Here is a 20,612-nt window from a genome sequence, read left to right on the forward strand (position 1 = left end):
CGCACAACCATGACACGCATCTCCATTCCCCGCCGCCGCCTGATCCAGGGCGCGGCCGCGGCCATCGCGCTGCCGGCCTCGTTCGCCGGACTTGCGCAGGTGCCCGCACGCCAGTTCCGCATCGGCCACCAGAAGGGCTACCTCACGCTGCTCAAGGGCCGCGGCACGCTCGAGAAGCGCCTGGCGCCGCTGGGCGTGAGCGTGAAGTGGACCGAGTTCACCGCCGGCCCCGTGCAGCTCGAGGCGCTGAACGTCGGCTCCATCGACTTCGGCGACGTGGGCGAGGCTCCGCCCATCTTCGCGCAGGCCGCCGGCGCGCCGCTGGCCTATGTGGGCGCGACCGTGCCGCGTCCGCAGTCCGAGGCGGTGCTGGTGCCCAAGGGCTCCGCCATCAAGACGGTGGCAGAGCTCAAGGGCAAGAAGATCGCGCTCAACAAGGGCTCGAACGTCCACTACTTCATCGTCAAGCTGTTCGAGAAGCACGGCCTCGCGTTCGCCGACCTGAACCTGGTCTACCTGCCGCCCGCCGATGCGCGCGCCGCCTTCGAGAAGGGCTCGGTCGATGCATGGGTGATCTGGGACCCCTTCCTTGCCGCGGCCGAAAAATCGCTCGATGCGCGCGTGCTGGCCGACGCCACGGGCGTGGTCGGCAACCGCGCCTACTACTTCTCCTCGCTCGACTACGTGGCGAAGAACTCCGACGTGCTTGCCATCGCGATCGAGGAGCTCAACAAGGTCGACGTCTGGGGCTCCGCCAACGAGGGCGACCTGGCCGGCGAGCTGGCCACGCTCTGGGGCCTGCCCAAGCCCGTGGCTGAGCTGTCGGTGAATCGCTCGGCCTACGGCACGGCGCCGATCACCAAGGCCATCCTGGCCGAGCAGCAGAAGATCGCGGACACCTTCTTCGAGCTCAAGCTGATCCCGAAGAAGATCAACGTGCTCGAAGCCGCCGGCGCCGGAGTTGCCTGATGCAGATCTTCTGGTTCCTCCCCACGCACGGCGACGCCCGCTACCTCGGCACCAGCGAGGGCGCGCGCCCCATCGACCTGGCATACCTGCAGCAGATCGCGGGCGCGGCCGACAACCTCGGCTACGAAGGCGTGCTGATTCCGACGGGCCGCTCGTGCGAAGACCCCTGGGTGATCGCTTCGAGCCTGATCGGCGCGACGAAGAAGCTCAAGTTCCTGGTGGCGGTTCGCCCCGGGCTGCACCAGCCCAGCCTGGCCGCGCGCATGGCTGCGACATTCGACCGGCTCTCGGGCGGGCGCCTGCTCGTGAACCTGGTGACGGGCGGCGACCAGGCCGAGCTCGAGGGCGACGGCGTGTACCTCGACCATGCTGCGCGCTACGAGCAGTCGGCCGAATTCATCCGCATCTGGCGCGAGATCATCGCGCGCAGCCATGACGGGCAGGCCTTCGACTACGAGGGCAAGCACCTGAGCGTGAAGGGCGCGAAGCTGCTGTACCCGCCGGTGCAGAAGCCGTATCCGCCCGTGTGGTTCGGCGGCTCTTCGGCCGCCGCGCACGATCTCGCTGCCGAGCAGGTCGACGCGTACCTCACCTGGGGCGAACCGCCCGCGGAAGTCGCGAAGAAGATCGCAGACGTGCGGGCGCGCGCGGAACGCAATGGCCGCAAGGTCGAGTTCGGCATTCGCCTGCACGTGATCGTGCGCGAGACCGAAGACGCTGCGTGGAAGGCCGCAGAGGAACTCATCAGCCGCGTGGACGACGAAACCGTGATCCGCGCGCAGGCCGCCTTCGCGCGCATGGACTCCGAAGGACAGCGTCGCATGGCCGCGCTGCATGCGGGCGGTGCCAAGCGCTCGCGCGCCGAACTCGAGATCGCGCCGAACCTCTGGGCCGGCGTGGGCCTGGTGCGCGGCGGTGCGGGCACGGCGCTGGTCGGCGACCCGAAGACGGTCGCGGCGCGCATCGAGGAATACGCGGCGCTCGGGCTCGACAAGTTCATTCTCTCGGGCTACCCGCATCTGGAGGAGGCCTACCGCTTCGCCGAGCTGGTGTTCCCGCTGCTCTCGCGCAAGGCGAAGACGCAGCTGGCCGGCGGCTCGCTGAGCGGCCCTTTCGGCGAGGTCGTCGCCAATCTCGACGCGCCTTCGCGCCTCGTTTCCCAAAGCTGAAGGATCGCCATGACTGAACAGGTTCAGGAACTGCCGGCGGTCGTGCCGGCCGAGGAGGCGGGCAACAGCGCGTTCAAGGCCTTCGCCATCAACGTGGCGAAGCGGCTGGTGCCGTGGCTGGTGCCGGTGGGGCTCATCGTCTTCTGGCAGATCGCGTCGTCGCTGGGCTGGCTCAGCACGCGTGTGCTGCCCGCGCCCATCGACGTGGTCAAGGCTGCATGGAATCTCACCGTGTCCGGCGAGCTGTGGACGCACGTGAAGGTCAGCGCGGGCCGTGCGCTCGCGGGGCTGGCCATCGGCGGCGGGGCGGGGCTGGTGCTGGGCCTGCTCACGGGCTCGGTGAAGTTCTTCGAGACGCTGCTCGACTCCACCATCCAGATGGTGCGCAACATTCCGGCGCTGGCGCTGATTCCGCTGGTGATTCTGTGGTTCGGCATCGACGAGTCGGCCAAGCTGTTTCTGATCTCGGTGTCGGTGTTCTTTCCGATCTACCTGAACACCTTCCACGGCATCCGCAACGTCGATCCGCAGCTCATCGAGATGGGCCGCACCTACGGCCTCTCGCGCTGGCAGCTGTACCGCGAGGTGATCCTGCCGGGGGCCCTGTCGTCGATCCTGGTGGGGCTGCGCTTCTCGCTGGGCCTGATGTGGGTGATCCTGATCGTGGCCGAGACCATCTCGGCGCAGGCCGGCATCGGCTATCTCACGATGAATGCCCGCGAGTTCCTGCAGACCGACATCGTGCTGGTGGGCATCCTGCTGTATGCGCTGCTCGGCAAGCTGGCCGACCTGTTCGCACGCGGGCTGGAGCAATGGTGGCTGCGCTGGCACCCCGGCTACCAGAAGAAGGCGAAGTGAGGGCAGGGGAATGACGCACTCTTCGTCTACATCGATCTCCCGCCGCACCGCCATCGCGACGCTCGCCGCGCTCGGCTCGGGCGCCGTGCTCGCGCAGGGCGTGGCCAGCCGGCCCGCCACCGTGCGCCTCGGCTACCAGAAGTCGTCGACGCTCATCGCGGTGCTGAAGGCACAGGGCGCGCTCGAGAAGCAGCTCGCGCCGCTGAACGTCGCGCTCAGCTGGCACGAGTTCACCAGCGGCCTGCCGCTGCTGGAGGCGCTGAACCTCGACAACCTCGACATCAGCGCCGACGTGGCCGACACGGTGCCCGTGTTCGCGCAGGCGGCCGGTGCCGACCTGACCTTTCTCGCCCAGGAGGCGCCTTCACCCTCGGCGCAGGCCATCGTGGTGCGCGAGGACTCGCCTATCAAGTCCGTGGTCGATCTCAAGGGAAAGAAGGTCGGCTTCGCGAAGGCGGCCGGCGCGCATTACCTGCTGATCGCCGCGCTCGACAAGGCCGGCCTGTCGTTCAAGGACATCGAGCCCGCGTACCTCACGCCGGCCGACGGCCGTGCCGCATTCGAGAAGGGGGCCATCGACGCCTGGGTGGTGTGGGACCCGTTCCTCGCCGCCGCCCAGCGCCAGTCGAAGGTGCGCGTGCTGGCCGACGGCGCGGGCATCGCGTCGTACCAGCGCTACTACCTCGCGAGCAGCAAGTTCGCGAAGGCGCGGCCCGACGTGCTGCGTGTGGTCTACGCCGAACTGGAGAAGACCGGCAAGTGGGTCAAGCAGAACCCGAAGGAGGCGGCCACGCTGCTGTCGCCTGTGTGGGGGCTGGACGCCGCGACCATCGAGCAGGCCAACGCCCGCCGCAGCTACGCGGTGCGGCCGGTGGTGCCGGATGGGCTGGGCGAGCAGCAGCGCATCGCCGACGCCTTCCTCGCCGAGAAGCTGCTGCCAAGAAAAATCGATGCGCTGAACGTGGCGCTGTTCAAGCCGGGAGCCTGAAGAAAATCATGAGTGCCGTACTGAAAGACATCCAGCCCCAGGCCCAGCCGCAAGCCATTGCCGGCGGCGTACGCCTCGAGGCGCGCAACCTGCACAAGCGCTACGGCGCGCGAGAGGTGCTGCGCAACACCCGCCTGACCATCGAGCCGGGCCAGTTCATCGCCATCGTCGGGCGAAGCGGCTGCGGCAAGAGCACGCTGCTGCGGCTCATCGCGGGCCTCGAGGAGCCGAGCTCCGGCGGTCTCTACACCGACGGCAAGGCCGTGAACGGCCTGCACGACGATACCCGCATCATGTTCCAGGAGGCGCGCCTCTTGCCATGGCGGCGCGTGCTCGACAACGTGACGCTGGGCCTGCCGAGCGACGCCAAGGCGCGCGGCAAGGAAGTGCTGGCGCAGGTCGGCCTGGCCGACCGCGAGAACGAATGGCCGGCGCGCCTGTCGGGCGGCCAGCGCCAGCGCGTGGCATTGGCGCGCGCGCTGGTGCACCACCCGCGCCTGCTGCTGCTCGACGAGCCGCTGGGCGCCCTCGACGCGCTCACGCGCATCGAGATGCATCGCCTCATCGAGAACCTGTGGCAGCGCCATCGCTTCACCGCACTGCTGGTGACGCACGACGTGCAGGAAGCCGTGGCGCTCGCCGACCGCGTGATCCTGATCGAGGACGGCCGTATCGCCCTCGACGAGAACATCGCGCTGGCCCGCCCGCGCTCGCAGGGCGACCCGGCGTTCGCCGCGATTGAAAAACGAATCCTCGACAGGGTGCTGCAGAAGTCCGGAGAGACCGAAGCGGAGAGCACCGACGCCAGCTGGCTCGCAACCCCGGCGCATGCATTGCGCTGGGCGATCTGACGAGCCTCTTCATCCATCAGCCCATTTGAAAGGCAGTCGCATGTCGCAGAACTGGAAATTCGAAACACTGTCGGTGCACGCCGGCTATTCGCCCGACCCGACCACCCGCGCCGTGGCGCCGCCGATCTACCAGACGGTCGCCTATGCCTTCGACAGCGCCCAGCACGGCGCCGACCTGTTCGACCTGAAGGTGCCGGGCAACATCTACACCCGCATCAACAACCCGACGCAGGACGTGCTGGAGCAGCGCGTGGCCGCGCTCGAAGGCGGCATCGCGGCGCTGGCGCTGGCTTCGGGCCAGGCGGCCGTGACCTACGCGATCCAGACCATCGCCGAGGCCGGCGACAACATCGTCAGCAGCACTGCGCTCTACGGCGGCACCTACAACCTGTTCGCCCACACGCTGCCGCAGTTCGGCATCACCACCCGCTTCGCGGACCACCGCGATCCGTCCAGCTTCGAGAAGCTGTTCGACGAGCGGACCAAGGCGGTGTTCGTCGAGTCGCTTGGCAACCCGGCCGGCAACGTGACCGACATCGCGGCCATCGCCGAGATCGCGCACCGCAACGGCGTGCCACTGATCGTCGACAACACCGTGCCTTCGCCCTACCTGAGCCGGCCCATCGAGCACGGTGCCGACATCGTGGTGCACTCGCTCACCAAGTACCTGGGCGGCCACGGCACCAGCATCGGCGGCGCGATCGTCGATTCGGGCAAGTTCCCCTGGGCGGAGCACAAGCAGCGCTTCAAGCGCCTGAACGAGCCCGACGTGAGCTACCACGGCGTGGTCTACACCGACGCGCTGGGCCCGGCCGCCTACATCGGCCGTGCGCGCGTGGTGCCTCTGCGCAACACGGGCGCGGCCATCTCGCCGTTCAACGCCTTCCTGATCCTGCAGGGCATCGAGACCCTCGCGCTGCGCGTGGACCGCATCAGCGACAACGCGCTGCGCGTGGCCCAGCACCTGAAGACGCACAAGGCGGTGAAGTGGGTCAACTACGCGGCGCTCGAAGACCACCCCGACCACGCGCTCGCGAAGAAGTACCTGGGCGGCAAGGCCAGCGGCGTGCTGACCTTCGGCATCGGCTCGGGTCGAGAGGGCGGGGCGAAGTTCCTCGATGCGCTCAAGCTCTTCACCCGCCTCGTGAACATCGGCGACGTGCGCTCGCTGGCCACGCACCCGGCATCGACCACGCACCGGCAGCTGTCGCCCGAGGAACTGGCCCGCGCCGGCGTCACCGAGGACACGGTGCGCCTGTCGGTCGGCATCGAGCACATCGACGACCTGATCGCCGACCTCGACCAGGCGCTCGCCACTGCGTCGAACTGAAGAGAGGCTTTTGCAAGAACCATGACCACACTGCAAGCCATTCCCGAAGCCGCACTGGACCAGCTGTTCCGCAAGGCCCGCACCGTGCACGCCTTCAAGCCTGTGCCCGTGACCGACGAGGTCATCCACAAGCTCTATGACCTCCTGAAGTGGGGCCCGACCGCCTACAACGCCCAGCCGGCGCGCTACGTGTTCGTGCGCAGCGAGGAGGCCAAGGCGAAGCTGAAGCCGGCCGTGTCCGCGGGCAACACCGCGCAGACGCTGGCTGCCGGAGTCACTGTGATCGTGGCTCACGACACGCGCTTCTACGAGCACCTGCCGAGCCTGTTCCCGGCCTACGACGCCAAGCCCTTCTTCGAGAAGAGCGCCGAAGCCGCGCAGGCCACGGCCTTTCGCAACAGCAGCCTGCAGGGCGCCTACCTGATCCTCGCGGCGCGGGCACTCGGCCTCGACGCCGGCCCGCAGTCGGGTTTCAACGCGGACCTGGTCGACAAGGCCTTCTTCCCCGACGGACGCTACCGCGCGAACTTCCTCGTCAACCTCGGCGTGGCCGACCACGCCGGCACCTTCGAGCGGGGCCCGAGGCTCGCGTTCGACGACGTCGCAGAGATCGTCTGATCGGCGTCTGCTGTGCTTTTTCTCAACGAATTCCCTCAACCTGAAAGAGAACCCATCATGTCCATCCAAGCCATCAACGTGCGCAACCAGTTCAAGGGCAAGGTCCGCGAAATCATCCGCGGCGACGTCGTCTCCGAAGTCGACGTCGAAACCGCCTGGGGCATCGTCACCTCGGTCATCACCACGCGCTCTGTCGACGAGCTGCAACTGAAGGTGGGCTCCGACGTGGTCGCGCTTGTGAAGTCGACCGAGGTTTCGATCGCGAAGCTCTGACGGACCCTCGGGCATCTGCGACGACCCGGCGCCGTGATGGCGTCGGGTTTTTTCTTTTCTGGCGCCCGTGTTTTCAGTGGTTTACAGGGCACGAATTCATCGACTGTGCTTAATTTTGGAAATCGATCGAATCTTTTAAAGACTTGAATCTCCTTTGAAGTCGTCGCCATAGCATGCGCCGCGAAGTCGTGTTCCGCACATCGATGCGGGTCACGAATTCGCGAATGCATTCAATCAAACACTTCAGGGAGGAACCGCATGCTCGTTGAAATTGACGAACATGGAATGATCAGCCACGCGCGGGTGAGACATGCCCGCAGTCTGCAGATCGAGCGAGGGAAGAGGGCTGGAGCGATTACCGGCATCGTGGTGCACCAGACAGATGCCGATACTTCGGCGTCTTCATTGAACAGCTACAGGCGGCCGAAGGCGAACGGGGCGCACTTTCTCATCGACAAGGATGGGACGATCTATCAGACGGCGGCGATTTATCAGAGGACGAATCATGTGGGGCCGTTGCAGGCGAGGTGTCTGGTAATGAAAACGTGCAAACCAAAGGATTTCGGGAAAGTGGGAGTGGAAGGAATACATCGGATTGAAATGCAAAAATCACCCGGTGACCGCTACCCAGGAAACATGGAGGCAATCGGGATCGAGATGGTCGGCAGGGCCAGGTTGCCGGTGGGATTCAAGCCGCCTGAACGAGATGCAAAGTTGTCCCTCGAGAAATTACGCGGCAGGCATGGCATATACGACGCCCCGACCGCGGCACAGAATCAATCACTGTCGTGGCTTGTTCGTGTGCTTCAAGGCTCGACGAAGTTGGCCGCGAGTGAAGTATTTCGTCATCCTGTCGTCAGCTACAAAAACCTGACGGAGGCCCAGGGCGCGAACTGGAATTTGCAGGTCCCGATGCCATGAAGAGAGTCTCCATCTATCAAGCCACTGCAGCAGTGTTCGCTGCGATAACTGCGATTTCGGCTCAGGCCGCGGACAGGCGATATCCCGTTGCCTATGTAAAGAAGATTGAGATCAACGAGCCTTCAGGTCGAACGGTGTGGGAGAACAAGGACTTCTTGGACTGTGACGATGTTGTCCTGACAGAGGAGGACGTCCGCTATGCATTGCTGCATATGCGCAGGGTTTCGTGGAATGCCTATGACCCAGAGAAAACCGAGACAACGGGATGTGAGGGCGGAGCGCTGATCACGTTCAAGAACGAAAGAATCCTCGCCATCGGCATTGAACCCAATGGACGAACTCTCGCTCTTGAGTACGATGCAAAGATGAAGCTCACGGGTAGTCCGACGAGCTTCTACGAATGCAGCCCTTGTCGGGATCGCAAGATGGCCTTTCTGAAAGACGCGCTCTACCGCGCGGATGAGCGAAGGCTCAAGAAGCTGGTCGCGGAAGGGCAACTCTCCGCCAGCGAAGCGGAGCTCCGGTTGAAGAGGGCACGAGACGAGCGCGACAAGCCCTGACAGGCCAACCTGACCCGAGAACCCGCTACGGCGGGTTTTCTTTTGTCAGTTTCCCGTGGGAGGTCTGCTTAATCGGCCCACGCATTAGAAACTGCAAACACCTTCCTTCCACCCCCAACAGGCGCCTCGCAGAATCTTCCGGACCCCCTAAAAAAGGACCTCCGATGAGCGCCATTCTTTCTTCCGCAGCTCCCGCGCAGGACGCGCAGGGCCATGAACTCGACATCGTCCGCCAGGCCGGCCACATCGGCGCGGAGGTGCGTGGCGTGCGCCTCTCCGGCGCGCTGCAGCCCGAAGTATTCGGCGCCATCAAGGCTGCGCTGCTCAAGCACAAGGTGCTCTTCTTCCGCGGCCAGCAGCACCTCGACGATGCCCAGCAGGAAGCCTTCGGTCGCCTGTGGGGCGAACTGGTGCCGCACCCGACCGTGCCTTCGAAGGACGGCACGCGGCTGCTGGAGCTCGACTCGCGCCATGGCGGCCGCGCCAATTCATGGCACACCGACGTGACCTTCGAGGTGGCCTATCCGCAGGTGTCGATCCTGCGCGCGGTGGTGATCCCGGCCTATGGCGGTGACACGGTCTGGGCCAACACGGTGGCGGCCTACGAGGGCCTGCCGGACGACCTCAAGGCGCTGGCCGATCGGCTGCGCGCCATCCATGGAAACGACTACGACTATGCGGCCTCGCGCTCGCCCTCCGATCTCGACGAGGAGGGCACCAGGCGCTACAGGAGCGTTTTCACACGCCGCCTGCTGGAGGCCGAGCATCCGGTGGTGCGCGTGCACCCCGAGACCGGCGAGCGCAGCCTGGTGCTGGGCCACTTCGTGAAGCGGCTGGCGGGCCATTCGACGCAGGACTCAGGCCATCTGTTGAGCGTGCTGCAAAGCCATGTGCACCGCCTCGAGAACACGGTGCGCTGGCGCTGGACGCAGGGCGACGTGGCAATCTGGGACAACCGGGCCACGCAGCACTACGCGATCAACGACTACGGCGACCAGCACCGCTTGGTGCGCCGCGTGACCATCGCCGGCGACGTGCCGTATGGCGTGGACGGCACCAGGAGTGTAGACCTGACCGCCCCGGCCGTGCGCGCCGCGGAGGCCGCCGCAGAGGCTGCCTGAGCCCGTCTTCTATAGATCGGATGGTTGTTAGGAATCGACTTTTCAGTTGTTTGAGCTTCGGCACCAGACTCCTACAGTGATGGTTATCGCCACCAAGGCGTATCCAACGCACAACAGGAGCCTCACAGCATGTCAGTGGAAGTTGAAGAAGAAGTCATCGCCTTGCCCGAAGCACTCGAACAGGCGCGCGCCAAGGCCGCCGAGAGCAATCTGCCCTACGCCGGCGGCGTTGCGCCCGAGGCCGCATGGGCGCTGGTGCAGGGCGGCCACGCCGTTCTGGTCGACGTGCGTTCCGGCGAAGAGCGCAAGTTCGTGGGCCATGTGCCTGGCAGCCAGCACGTGGCCTGGGCCACTGGCACAGCGCTCACGCGCAATCCGCGCTTCGTGCGCGAACTCGAGGCAAAGCTGGCGAAGGACGGCGGCAAGGAAGCCGTCGTGCTCCTGCTGTGCCGCAGCGGCAAGCGCTCAGCGCTCGCGGCCGAGGCGGCCGCCAAGGCCGGCTTCACGAGTGTCTTCAACGTGCTCGAAGGCTTCGAAGGCGAGATCGATGCGCAGCAGCATCGCGGCGGCTCCGACGGCTGGCGCTTCCACGGGCTGCCCTGGGTGCAGGACTGACTTCCCGCTCCGCGCACGCACACATACACACACAACATTTCTCAGGCAGGAACCAACATGGCCCATTTCGAGGTGAGCGACATCGTGCGCGCGCTGCACGGCGTGCGCGACGAATGGCGCGATTCGCAGCGTCGTTCGCGAGAGCCCGGTGCGCGCGAATTTCCTTCGCGCGACGCGCTCGCGCAGATCGTCGAGTCGCTCAAGGGCGCGCTCTTTCCGATGCGGCTCGGGCCGCCCGACCTGCGCCACGAGAGCGAAGACTTCTACGTAGGCCACACGCTCGATTCGGCTCTGCAGGCGCTGCTGGTGCAGGCCCGGCTGGAGCTGAACTTCAACGCGCGCCATGAGCCGCGCTCCGCGAGCGAAATCGACGACACCGCCACTGAAGCCGTTCGCCGCTTCGCGAATGCGTTGCCTGGCCTTCGCCGCCTGCTCGACAGCGACGTGCTCGCGGCCTACCAGGGCGACCCGGCCGCGCGCAGCGTCGACGAGGTGCTGCTGTGCTATCCGGGCGTGCTCGCGATGATCCACCACCGCCTCGCGCACGAGCTCTACGGGCTCGGGCTGCCGCTGCTGGCGCGCATCGTGGCCGAGCTCGCGCATGCGCAGACGGGCATCGACATTCACCCGGGCGCGAAGATCGACGCGGGCTTCTTCATCGACCATGGCACGGGCGTCGTGATCGGCGAGACGGCCGTCATCGGCAAGCGCGTGCGGCTCTACCAGGCGGTCACGCTGGGGGCAAAGCGCTTTCCGACGGATACAGAAGGCAACCTGCAGAAGGGCCTGCCGCGCCATCCGGTGGTGGAGGACGACGTGGTCATCTATGCCGGCGCGACCATCCTCGGGCGCGTCACGCTCGGCAGGGGCGCCGTCATCGGCGGCAACGTGTGGATCATCGACGACGTGCCTCCGGGCGCGAGCGTCACGCAGGCCAGCCTGCAGAACGCACCGAAGGCAGGTGGCGTATGAAGGCGTTCGTCGAAGACTTCGGCGTGACCATCCGCCAGCTGCGGGAAGACAAGGGCTGGTCGCAGGAAGAACTGGCCGAGCGTTCCGATCTCAACCGCTCCTACGTGGGCGAGATCGAGCGCGGCCGGGTCATCCCGTCGATCGTCACAGCGCAGAAGCTGGCCACCGCGCTGGGCATCAACATGGTCGGCCTGCTCATGCGTTGCGAGCAGCTGGAGCAATCGCGTCTTGCGCGACGGATCAACTTGGCGGCTATAGCCTGTTGAGGGAAAACCCGTGGCCGCCGGACACTGGCGGCCACTTTTTTCTCAACCATGGAGCCCTGATTCATGAGCGCAACAGTTGGTGGTACCACCGCCCTTGGCGACAACGCCGCAAGACAGCTGGCCAATGCCACCAAGACAGTCCCCCAACTCGAGACCATCAGCCCGCGCTGGCTGACGCACCTGCTGCAATGGGTGCCGGTGGAGGCGGGCATCTACCGCGTCAACAAGGTCAGGAATCCGGAAGCGATCAAGGTCACCTGCACCTCGCGCGAAGAAGAAAACCAGCTGCCGCGCACCTTCGTCGACTACGAAGAGAACCCGCGCGAGCACTACCTCAATGCCGTGAGCACCGTGCTCGATGTGCACACCCGCATCTCCGACCTCTACAGCAGCCCGCACGACCAGATCAAGGAGCAGCTGCGCCTGACGATCGAGACGATCAAGGAGAACCAGGAGAGCGAGCTCATCAACAACCCCGACTACGGCCTGCTGGCGCAGGTGAGCGAGGAGCAGCGCATCTTCCCGCTGACCGGCGCGCCCACGCCCGACGACCTCGACGAGCTGCTGACCAAGGTGTGGAAGGAGCCCGCCTTCTTCCTCACGCACCCACTGGCCATTGCTGCCTTCGGCCGGGAGGCCACGCGCCGCGGCACGCCGCCGCCGACGGTGAGCCTCTTCGGCTCGCAGTTCATCACATGGCGCGGCATTCCGCTGATTCCGTCGAACAAGGTGCCGGTGGCCGACGGCAAGAGCAAGATCCTGCTGCTGCGCGTGGGCGACAAGCGCCAGGGCGTTGTGGGCCTCTTTCAGCCCGGCCTGTCGGGTGAGCAGGGCCCGGGGCTGTCGGTGCGCTTCATGGGCATCAACAACCATGCAATCGCGTCTTACCTGATCTCGCTGTACTGCTCGCTCGCGGTGCTGACCACCGACGCGCTGGCGGTGCTCGACGACGTCGAGATCGGCAAGTACCACGACTATCCCGACACCTACAAGTAAGCCGCTGTGAGCAGCAGTACTCCATCGATTCCGGGCGACGCGCCGTTCGATCCGGCGGTTCTCGCGCGCATGGCCAGCGCCATATTCTCCGCACTGCCGGGCACGCCGCCCGATTCGGTGCCCGGCGTGGCGAACGGGCTGGTGCCGGGCGCGCAGTTTCCGGCCAATGTCGCGCCCGCGGGCTCGCCGCTCGCGAGCCCGGCCGGCTTCGGGCCCAGCGTGCCGGGTACGCCGTTTCCGCAGGGGCAGGTCCCGGGCGCCAACCTGGTGCCGGCATCGCCCACGCAGGTGCCTTCGCTCGCGAACCGCGCGCCGGCATTGGTGCCGCATGCGGTGGCAGGCAACGGTGTGCCCGACAGCGTGCTCTCCGTCGCGCCGGCCTTCGAGCCGCGCTCCGGCGGCACGGTGCAGGGCGTGCCGCAGCCGAATGCGGCCGTCGTGCCTCAGGCAGTGGCCTCGTCGTTCTACTTCCTGGACAACGGCTACGGCCATCCGTCGGCCGGTGCGACCGAGGGCATCGCGATCCACGATCCGTTCGCGGGCCTCGCGCTGCCGCCGGTGGCTGCGCCCGTTCCGTCGCAAGGCGCACCGACGCCCCCCGCCGGGCGCGACGCGCAGTTCTACTTCGTCGACGCGGTGCGGCTGCCCAATGGCTTCGTCACGCCGGCAAAGCCCGATCCGCGCGGCCCCGGCGCCGTGCCGCTGGCCGGCAGCGGCCAGCATCCGCCGTTCGACATCCAGGCCGTGCGGCGCGACTTCCCGATCCTCCAGGAGCGCGTGAACGGCAGGCAACTGGTGTGGTTCGACAACGCCGCGACCACGCACAAGCCGCATTCGGTCATCGACCGCATCTCGTATTTCTACGAGCACGAGAACTCGAACATCCACCGCGCGGCGCATGAACTTGCCGCGCGCGCGACCGACGCCTACGAAGGCGCCCGCGAGCGCGTGCGCAGGTTCATCAATGCGCCGGAAGTCGAAGAAGTGATCTTCGTGCGCGGCACCACGGAGGCCATCAATCTCGTGGCCAAGAGCTGGGGTGGCCAGCACGTGGGCGAGGGCGACGAGATCGTCGTGTCGAACCTCGAGCATCACGCCAACATCGTGCCCTGGCAGCAGCTCGCCGCCGCCAAGGGCGCGAAGCTGCGCGTGATCCCGGTGGACGACTCGGGCCAGGTGCTGCTCGACGAATACCGCAAGCTGCTGAACGACCGCACGAAGATCGTCGCCGTCACGCAGGTCTCGAACGCGCTGGGCACGGTGGTGCCGGTGAAGGAGATCGTCGAGCTGGCGCACCGCGCGGGCGCGAAGGCTTTGGTCGACGGCGCGCAGTCGGTCTCGCACATGCGGGTGGACGTGCAGGACATCGGCGCCGACTTCTTCGTCTTCTCCGGCCACAAGGTGTTCGGCCCGACCGGCATCGGCGTGGTGTGGGGCAAGCGTGAAGTGCTGGAAGACATGCCCCCGTGGCAGGGCGGCGGCAACATGATTGCCGACGTGACCTTCGAGAAGACGGTGTTCCAGCCGATCCCGAACAAGTTCGAGGCGGGCACCGGCAACATCGCCGACGCAGTGGGGCTGGGTGCCGCCATCGACTACGTCAACAAGGTCGGCATCGAGAACATCGCTCGCTACGAGCACGACCTGCTCGTGTACGGCATGGCGCAGCTCGGCGCGATCCCGGGTGTGCGGCTGATCGGCACGGCGGCCGACAAGGCCAGCGTGATGTCCTTCGTGCTCGACGGCTACACCACCGAGGAGGTGGGGCAGGCGCTGAACGAGGAGGGCATTGCGGTGCGCACGGGTCACCATTGCGCGCAGCCGATCCTGCGCCGCTTCGGTGTCGAGACCACGGTGCGGCCCTCGCTGGCGTTCTACAACACCTTCGACGAAGTCGACCGGCTGGTGGCTGTGGTGCGTCGGCTGGCGTCGCAGCGCCGCGCGGGCTGAAACCGGGCTGGTGCAGTCAGTGCTTCGGCGCGAGGTGGCGGTCGAAGAAGGCCGTCACCTCGGCGTTGAATGCCTTGTGAAAGGCCGCGCGGTCGAAGCCGGGCGCGTCGCGGCAGATCTCTACATTGGCGTCGAGTTGCACCTGCGAGCACGGCGCGAGAAAGCCGAAGTGCCCGGCTTTCTCCGCCACATGCCATTCGGGCGCCGCGGGCAGGTTGCGGCGGACCGCGGCCACGCTTTCCGGCGTGACGCCGTCGCCGCCGTAGGCGGAAGCCCAGAGCTCGATCGGAATCGTCACGTTCTTCAGGCCTTGCGCGTCGAAAAGCATGCTGAGCGGGTCGGCGATTACCGCCGCCTTGATGCGGGCGTCGTGCACGAGCGGAGTGGCAAGCAGTTCCTGGAATCTCTGCTTCATCCATCCGCACTCCGCGCTTTCCGGCGCCTTTGCGCAAGGGGACGAGGGCAGCGGCGGCAGCCGTTCGAAGTCCGGTCGCGCGCCGGCGAGCACCAGGCCCGTGTAGCCGCCTCGCGAGAAACCGTAGAAGCCGATCTGGTCGGCCGCGATGCGGTCGTGCGCGGGCCACTGCTGGAGCATGTGGTCGATCAGCCGCTTGATGTCGGCGGTGCGCGTCGCGAGCGCCGAGATCCTGTCGTTCGGTCCGCCGCGAATCTGGAAGTTGTCCTCCGTATGGCTGATGGCCGCGACGATGAAGCCCGCGTCGGCGAGCGCCTGCGCGGTGTCGTAGTGGCCGAGGAAGGAGCCGCCGTAGCCATGCGAGATCACGATCAGCGGCAGATGGGCGCCTCCTGGCGGGAGCGGGCAGTCCCGCACTCCCTGGATCGTGGTGCGGCCGAGCTTGATCTCGCCTGCGGGTGCGGCGCAGGGCGTCCACACGGCACCCTGCATCGCCGGGCCTTCGCGGTCGGCAGGTATCTCCATGTTGCTGAAGCCGGCGGCATGGGCGAACGTCGCCGAGAGGCAAGCGGCGGCGAGGCAGAAGGAGTTCAGAAGATGGAAGAGGCGCATTCGCCCAGTGTGCGGCTCCAGCCCGTGGGCCGCTTAGCAGACTTTGCGGTCTTCGCAGGCCGCCGCGCTATGCTTGCGATTGTTAACACTGTTGCCTGTCTTCGCATGTCCCTGTCCCAAGCTTCTTCTTCCGTGTCCCAGGGGGCCGACGAGTCCTGCGACGTGCTGGTCGTCGGCGGCGGTCCCGCCGGGTCGACCATCGCCGCGCTACTGGCACGGCAGGGCCGCAAGGTGGTGCTGCTGGAGAAGGCGCATCACCCGCGCTTTCACATCGGCGAATCGCTGCTGCCCGCGAATGTGGAGCTGTTCGAGAAGCTCGGCGTGCGCGACCAGGTCGAGAAGATCGGCATGCCGAAGTTCGGCATCGAATTCGTCTCGCCCGAGCACGAGCACCGCAGCTATGTGGAATTCGGCGAGGGGCTGGACAAGTCGCTCGACTCCGCCTGGCAGGTGCGCCGCTCGGAGCTCGACGAGCTTCTGTTCCGCAACGCGGCCACCACCGGTGCGCAGGCCATCGAAGGCTGCAAGGTGCGCGACGTGGACTTCGACGCCGAAGGCGCCACGGTCAAGGCCGAGATGGACGACGGCGCGCGCCGCAGTTGGCGCGCCCGCTTCGTGGTCGATGCCACCGGCCGCGACACGCTGCTGGCCAACAAATTCCGCTGCAAGGAAAAGAACCCCGACCACAACAGCACCGCGCTCTTCGGCCACTTCACCAATGCAGAGCGACTGGAGGGCAAGAAGGAAGGCAACATCAGCATCTGCTGGTTTCCGCACGGCTGGTTCTGGTTCATTCCGCTGGCCGACGGCACCACCAGCGTGGGCGCCGTGTGCTGGCCGTACTACCTGAAGACGCGCGACAAGCCGCTCAAGGAGTTCTTCTACGACACCATCGCGACCTGCCCCGTGCTGGTGGACCGCCTGAAGAACGCCACGCTGGTCGACGACGCGGTGCACGCCACCGGCAATTTCTCGTACTCCAGCACGCACGCCACGGGCGACCGCTACCTGATGCTGGGCGACGCCTTCACCTTCATCGACCCGATGTTCTCCTCGGGCGTGTACCTCGCCATGCACAGCGCCTTCGACGGTGCTGAACTGGTGGCGATGGCGCTCGACAAGCCGGCCGGACTGGCCGCGGCGCGCAAGGGCTTCGAGGCCATGATGCGCAAGGGACCGCGCGAATACTCGTGGTTCATCTACCGCGTGACCAACCCGACCATCCGCGACATGTTCATGCATCCGGGCAACCCGTTCCGCGTGAAGGAAGGGCTGATGACGCTGCTGGCCGGCGACATCTACCGCGGCACGCCGATGCGCGGGCCCGTCGGCATGTTCAAGGTGCTGTACTACCTCATCTCCATCGGCAACATGCGTCGCACCTGGGAAGGCTGGAAGCGGCACCGCTTCAACATCCGCGACATGGGGATGCTGAAGGGCGAGACCATCCTCAAGTCGGACTGAGCGCCGATTGGGCCAGCGCCACCGCGTGCGCGGTGCCCGGCTCGGGGCTGCTGAGCACGTCGATGCCGATGCCTGCGAGTGCCTTGGCCACGGGGGCCATCGAGGCCTGGGCCAGCACGATGACGTCCGCCTCGCCCGCCGCCGCGCGGATCGAGGAGGCCACCGTCTCGATGTAGCGCGGGATGTCTCCGGCCTCGAAATGCGGCCATGCTTCCTCGACGAGCAGCGTGGCCGGCTGCACCTCGACACCGGCGCCTTGCGCTGCGGAAAGGATCAGAGCGTGCGTCGGCGCCAGCGTGCTTTCGAGCGCCGCGACGATCAGCACGCGCGGCCCGGTGCGCACCGCGCGGTCGGCCATGGCCCGGTCTATGCGCAGTGCGTTGAACGCATCGCCCGTGGGCGTGCGTTCGGCAATGGCGCCGATGGTCGAGCAGGTGCACACCACCACAGGCGTGCCGCCCGAGGCGGCTTCGCGCATGGCCGCGTGAACGCGGGCGACGAGCCCGGCGTCTTCGACGCCGATGACGCGTGCATCGGCCAGCAACTCTTCGCGCACCACATGCCGCACGCGCAGCGCGGGTGCGATCTCGCGCACCAGCCGCTCGAAGGTCGGCACATGCGCCTGTGCCGTGTGCAGGAAGGCCAGCTCCTCCTTCATGGCTGCGTCAGGCCGCGGCGGCAGCTTCGCTGGCGCGGCGTGCCTCGTAGGCCTTGAGGTGGACGTAGGCGGTACGCAGCACCGTGGGCACGGCCGCGCTGCCCGGGGCGGCGCGGCCCAGCAGGTCGCCGACGATGTGATCGGCTTCCACGGCCGCGCCGCGCGCCATGTCCTTGTACATCGACGCGGTCATCGGCGAGCCGGCGGCCGTGATGATGGCGCGGCCGCGCTGCACGGCGGCAGGACGCGGGGCGAAGCCGTTGTGGGTGGCGATGGCGCAGCACTCGTCGAAGATGGAGAGCGCCACGTCCTGTCCGCCGGCGGCCACGATGTCGCCGATGGAGGCGTGCATCAGGCTCGTGAGGCCGGCCGCCGAGGCGATGAAGACCCATTTTTCCCACATGTCCTGCGCGATGTTCTCGCTGGCGGTGGCGTCGAACTTCGCACCGGCGAACTGCGCCGCGATGGCATCGACGCGCGCCGAGCGGCCGCCCGCGCGTTCGCCGAAGCTCAGGCCGTGCATGTCGTTGAGGTGCAGCACGCGGCCTTCGTCGTCGAGGGTGGCGGAGATCATGCAAAGACCGCCCAGCACGCGTTCGCTGCCGAAGCGTTCGGCGAGTCGGTCGATGTGGCTCATGCCGTTGAGCAGGGGGAGGATCACGGTGTCGGGGCCGACGGCCGGCGCGAACGAGTCCATCGTCGAGTCGAGGTCGTAGGCCTTGCTGCCGACCACGATCACGTCATAGGGGCCGTCGATGTCGTCCGCGAGAACGTGCCGGGGCGAGGGGAGTTGCAGGTTGCCGAAGGGGCTCTGCACCACCAGCCCGGTCTTCGCGAGCTGTGCCGCGCGGCGCGGGCGAAGCAGGAAGGTGACGTCGCGTCCCGCCTCCAGCAGACGGCCGCCGAAATAACCACCGAGTGCGCCGGCACCCACCACCAGAAATCTCATCGCGCTTCGCTCCTGTATCCGACAGTGAAAAAAGATCGGCAGCGATGATGCCCGGGATCGACGGCGCGTGCTTCAGGCCTGTGCCTTCTCCAGCAGCCGCCGGCGGGCAAAGGGCGAGAGGTCGAGCGCGCTCTCGCGGCCCAGCACATGATCCGCGATGGCGTCGCCCAGCCCGGCCGAGTGCTTGAAGCCGTGGCCCGAACAGGCCGAGACGACGAGCAGGTTGGGCATGCCGTCGAGCGCGTCGATCACGAAGCGGCGATCGGGCGTCACGGTGTACATGCAGGCGCGGGCCTTCACGGCGCGGCCGTCGATCTGCGGGAAGCGGCCGGCCACGCGTTCGCGGTACATGGCGGCGCTTTCTTCCGCGCTCACGCTGCGGTCGATGGTGTCGGGCGTGGTGGCGGCGACGTACTGTTCTGTCGCGACCTTGAGCGCGGGCTGCGACGCATCGGAGGCCGGGAAGCCGTACATGTAGTCTTCCGGCCCGTCGCCGAACATCCAGATGAAGATGGGGAAGCGCCCGGGCGCGAAGTCGGCGGTGGCGCTGCCGGTGTCGAACCAGTGCATCACTTGGCGGTGCACGGAGAAATCGGCCTGCCAGTCGGCCCGGGCCTGCGCGCCCAGGAAGGCCGGCAGCCACGCGCCGGCCGCGACCACGACGCGATCGGCCGTGAAGCTCGCGGTGGCGGTGCGCACGCGCAGCGTGTCGCCGTTGCCCACGGGCTCGACGGCCTCCACGCGCTCGCCGGTGCGCGTCTGCGCGCCCGAGGCGTGTGCCACGGCGAGCTGCGCGCCAATGGCGTCCTCGGGCCGCACGAAGCCGGCCTCGTGCTCGAAGTAGCCGATCTCGTCGCCCTGCAGCTTGAACTGCGGAAAGCGCGCGCGGATGCCGGCCGCGTCGAGCACTTCGTGCGCGATGCCGAAGCGCTCGGCGCAGGCGATGGTGCGGCGCACGAAGTCGGACTTGCCGTGGTGCTCGGCGACGCGGTCGCGCGGCGCGAGGATCAGGCCGCCGGTGGTGGTCATGAGCGGCTTGCCGGTGCGCGCCTCGAGCTCGCGCCAGATGGCGTGCGAGCGTTGTACGAAGGGCACGTATTCGTCGCCTTCGCCGACGGCCAGGCGTGTGATGCGGGAGTCGCCGTGCGAGGAGCCCTGGTCGTGCGGCGGCGAGAACTGGTCGATGCCCAGCACGCGCGCGCCGCGCTGCGAGAGCTGGTAGAGCGTGGCGGCGCCGAGCGCGCCGAGGCCGACGACGATGACGTCGTAGTGGGAGGATGGCTGAATCACTGATGCGTCCTGCGCTTCGATGAGGTTGGAGGAGCACAACATCTTGCCGCCGTTCGCCCGGGGCCGCATGAACTTTTCCAGAAAAGGTCTTGGGCGCTTCGCATAATCGCGTTCGTCATTTCCGACCCCTCATCAAAGGAGCTTCACCCATGGCCCAGACCCGCATCGCCGTCATCGTCGGCAGCCTGCGCAAGGATTCCTACAACCACAAGCTGGCCCTCGCGCTGGCGCACCTCGCGCCCTCGGACTTCACTTTCGAAACCCTGCGCATCGACGACCTGCCGCTGTACAACCAGGACGACGACGGCAACCAGGCTGCTTCCGTGAAGCGCCTGAAGACCGAGATCGCGGCGGCCGACGGCCTGCTGTTCGTTACGCCCGAATACAACCGTTCGATTCCCGGCGTGCTGAAGAACGCCATCGACCATGCCTCGCGCCCCTATGGCCAGAGCGCCTGGGCCGGCAAGCCGGCCGGCGTGGTCGGCATCTCGGTCGGCGCCATCGGCACCGCGCTGGCGCAGCAGCACCTGCGCAACATCCTGGCGTATCTCGACGTGCCGACGATGGGCGCGCCCGAAGTGTTCCTGCAGGCCAAGGACGACCTGTTCGACGACAAGGGCCACGTCGGTAACGAAGGCTCGAAGAAGTTCCTGCAGGGCTGGATGGACAAGTACGTGGCCTGGGTGAAGAGCCACTCGGCCTGATCGAACCCGGTTCGACCCGGACGTAAAAAAGCCGCCCGAGGGCGGCTTTTTTGTTTGCGCTGG

General features: G+C 66.9%; 22 protein-coding genes. 18 read left to right on the forward strand and 4 right to left on the reverse strand.

The features are described 5' to 3' along the window. Positions 1-9 precede the first annotated feature (9 nt). From SFB74_RS15320 to SFB74_RS15395, 16 genes are all read left to right on the forward strand, one after another. Positions 10-969: a sulfonate ABC transporter substrate-binding protein gene (locus SFB74_RS15320; RefSeq protein ID WP_432731634.1), complete on the forward strand. Its 960-nt coding sequence runs from the start codon at positions 10-12 to the stop codon at positions 967-969. Continuing rightward, on the forward strand, positions 969-2,138 hold the full coding sequence (ssuD, locus tag SFB74_RS15325; protein WP_432731635.1) for an FMNH2-dependent alkanesulfonate monooxygenase: 1,170 nt from the start codon (positions 969-971) through the stop codon (positions 2,136-2,138). The genes SFB74_RS15320 and ssuD overlap by 1 nt, the downstream gene beginning before the upstream one ends. 9 nt (positions 2,139-2,147) lie before the next feature. After that, positions 2,148-2,996, forward strand: a complete 849-nt coding sequence (gene ssuC / locus SFB74_RS15330; protein WP_432731636.1) for an aliphatic sulfonate ABC transporter permease SsuC — start codon at positions 2,148-2,150, stop codon at positions 2,994-2,996. Between the two features lie 10 nt (positions 2,997-3,006). After that, on the forward strand, positions 3,007-3,984 hold the full coding sequence (locus tag SFB74_RS15335) for an aliphatic sulfonate ABC transporter substrate-binding protein (protein WP_432731637.1): 978 nt from the start codon (positions 3,007-3,009) through the stop codon (positions 3,982-3,984). A gap of 8 nt (positions 3,985-3,992) precedes the next feature. Further along, complete coding sequence (locus SFB74_RS15340) at positions 3,993-4,835, forward strand: ATP-binding cassette domain-containing protein (RefSeq protein WP_432731638.1); 843 nt, start codon at positions 3,993-3,995, stop codon at positions 4,833-4,835. A 40-nt stretch (positions 4,836-4,875) separates the two neighbouring features. After that, on the forward strand, positions 4,876-6,165 hold the full coding sequence (locus tag SFB74_RS15345; protein WP_432731639.1) for an O-acetylhomoserine aminocarboxypropyltransferase/cysteine synthase family protein: 1,290 nt from the start codon (positions 4,876-4,878) through the stop codon (positions 6,163-6,165). A gap of 21 nt (positions 6,166-6,186) precedes the next feature. Continuing rightward, positions 6,187-6,783, forward strand: a complete 597-nt coding sequence (locus SFB74_RS15350; RefSeq protein ID WP_093195403.1) for a malonic semialdehyde reductase — start codon at positions 6,187-6,189, stop codon at positions 6,781-6,783. Positions 6,784-6,840: 57 nt separating this feature from the next. Then, positions 6,841-7,056 carry a TOBE domain-containing protein gene (locus SFB74_RS15355; RefSeq protein WP_007829250.1) on the forward strand — a complete coding sequence of 72 codons (216 nt, stop codon included), beginning with the start codon at positions 6,841-6,843 and terminating at the stop codon, positions 7,054-7,056. Positions 7,057-7,314: 258 nt separating this feature from the next. Beyond that, positions 7,315-7,977 (forward strand): peptidoglycan recognition protein family protein, encoded by a 663-nt coding sequence (locus tag SFB74_RS15360; RefSeq protein WP_432731640.1) that lies wholly within the window; start codon positions 7,315-7,317, stop codon positions 7,975-7,977. Further along, positions 7,974-8,537: a hypothetical protein gene (locus SFB74_RS15365; RefSeq protein ID WP_432731641.1), complete on the forward strand. Its 564-nt coding sequence runs from the start codon at positions 7,974-7,976 to the stop codon at positions 8,535-8,537. Before SFB74_RS15360 ends, SFB74_RS15365 begins: the two co-directional genes overlap by 4 nt. A 164-nt stretch (positions 8,538-8,701) precedes the next feature. Then, positions 8,702-9,658 carry a TauD/TfdA dioxygenase family protein gene (locus SFB74_RS15370; protein ID WP_432731642.1) on the forward strand — a complete coding sequence of 319 codons (957 nt, stop codon included), beginning with the start codon at positions 8,702-8,704 and terminating at the stop codon, positions 9,656-9,658. Positions 9,659-9,787: 129 nt separating this feature from the next. Continuing rightward, positions 9,788-10,273: a rhodanese-like domain-containing protein gene (locus SFB74_RS15375; protein ID WP_432731643.1), complete on the forward strand. Its 486-nt coding sequence runs from the start codon at positions 9,788-9,790 to the stop codon at positions 10,271-10,273. Between the two features lie 57 nt (positions 10,274-10,330). Then, the gene (gene epsC / locus SFB74_RS15380; RefSeq protein WP_432731644.1) at positions 10,331-11,245 is read left to right on the forward strand and encodes a serine O-acetyltransferase EpsC; all 915 of its coding nucleotides are present in this window, start codon (positions 10,331-10,333) and stop codon (positions 11,243-11,245) included. Then, positions 11,242-11,511 (forward strand): helix-turn-helix domain-containing protein, encoded by a 270-nt coding sequence (locus tag SFB74_RS15385; protein ID WP_418131785.1) that lies wholly within the window; start codon positions 11,242-11,244, stop codon positions 11,509-11,511. Before epsC ends, SFB74_RS15385 begins: the two co-directional genes overlap by 4 nt. Positions 11,512-11,574: 63 nt before the next feature. Beyond that, positions 11,575-12,507, forward strand: coding sequence for a family 2A encapsulin nanocompartment shell protein (locus tag SFB74_RS15390; protein ID WP_432731645.1), 933 nt, complete (start codon positions 11,575-11,577; stop codon positions 12,505-12,507). A 69-nt stretch (positions 12,508-12,576) separates the two neighbouring features. Continuing rightward, positions 12,577-14,457 (forward strand): family 2A encapsulin nanocompartment cargo protein cysteine desulfurase, encoded by a 1,881-nt coding sequence (locus tag SFB74_RS15395; protein WP_432731938.1) that lies wholly within the window; start codon positions 12,577-12,579, stop codon positions 14,455-14,457. Positions 14,458-14,473: 16 nt separating this feature from the next. Here SFB74_RS15395 and SFB74_RS15400 read toward each other — a convergent pair whose 3' ends face one another. After that, positions 14,474-15,484, reverse strand: a complete 1,011-nt coding sequence (locus SFB74_RS15400) for an alpha/beta hydrolase family protein (RefSeq protein ID WP_432731646.1) — start codon at positions 15,482-15,484, stop codon at positions 14,474-14,476. A gap of 105 nt (positions 15,485-15,589) precedes the next feature. On the opposite strand from SFB74_RS15400, the gene SFB74_RS15405 reads away from it, so the two are divergent. After that, on the forward strand, positions 15,590-16,948 hold the full coding sequence (locus tag SFB74_RS15405) for an NAD(P)/FAD-dependent oxidoreductase (RefSeq protein ID WP_432731647.1): 1,359 nt from the start codon (positions 15,590-15,592) through the stop codon (positions 16,946-16,948). Here the strand turns inward: SFB74_RS15405 and SFB74_RS15410 are convergent. The 3 genes from SFB74_RS15410 to solA form a co-directional block, all read right to left on the reverse strand. Further along, on the reverse strand, positions 16,935-17,606 hold the full coding sequence (locus tag SFB74_RS15410) for an Asp/Glu/hydantoin racemase (RefSeq protein ID WP_432731648.1): 672 nt from the start codon (positions 17,604-17,606) through the stop codon (positions 16,935-16,937). The two genes, SFB74_RS15405 and SFB74_RS15410, sit on opposite strands and share 14 nt — an antisense overlap. 7 nt (positions 17,607-17,613) lie before the next feature. Continuing rightward, positions 17,614-18,555, reverse strand: a complete 942-nt coding sequence (gene panE, locus SFB74_RS15415; protein WP_432731649.1) for a 2-dehydropantoate 2-reductase — start codon at positions 18,553-18,555, stop codon at positions 17,614-17,616. Between the two features lie 72 nt (positions 18,556-18,627). Then, positions 18,628-19,845: an N-methyl-L-tryptophan oxidase gene (solA, locus tag SFB74_RS15420; protein ID WP_432731650.1), complete on the reverse strand. Its 1,218-nt coding sequence runs from the start codon at positions 19,843-19,845 to the stop codon at positions 18,628-18,630. Positions 19,846-19,994: 149 nt separating this feature from the next. On the opposite strand from solA, the gene SFB74_RS15425 reads away from it, so the two are divergent. After that, positions 19,995-20,549, forward strand: coding sequence for an NADPH-dependent FMN reductase (locus SFB74_RS15425; protein ID WP_432731651.1), 555 nt, complete (start codon positions 19,995-19,997; stop codon positions 20,547-20,549). Positions 20,550-20,612 lie beyond the last annotated feature (63 nt).

Source organism: Variovorax xiamenensis (assembly GCF_050916385.1).
Taxonomy (GTDB): domain Bacteria; phylum Pseudomonadota; class Gammaproteobacteria; order Burkholderiales; family Burkholderiaceae_C; genus Variovorax.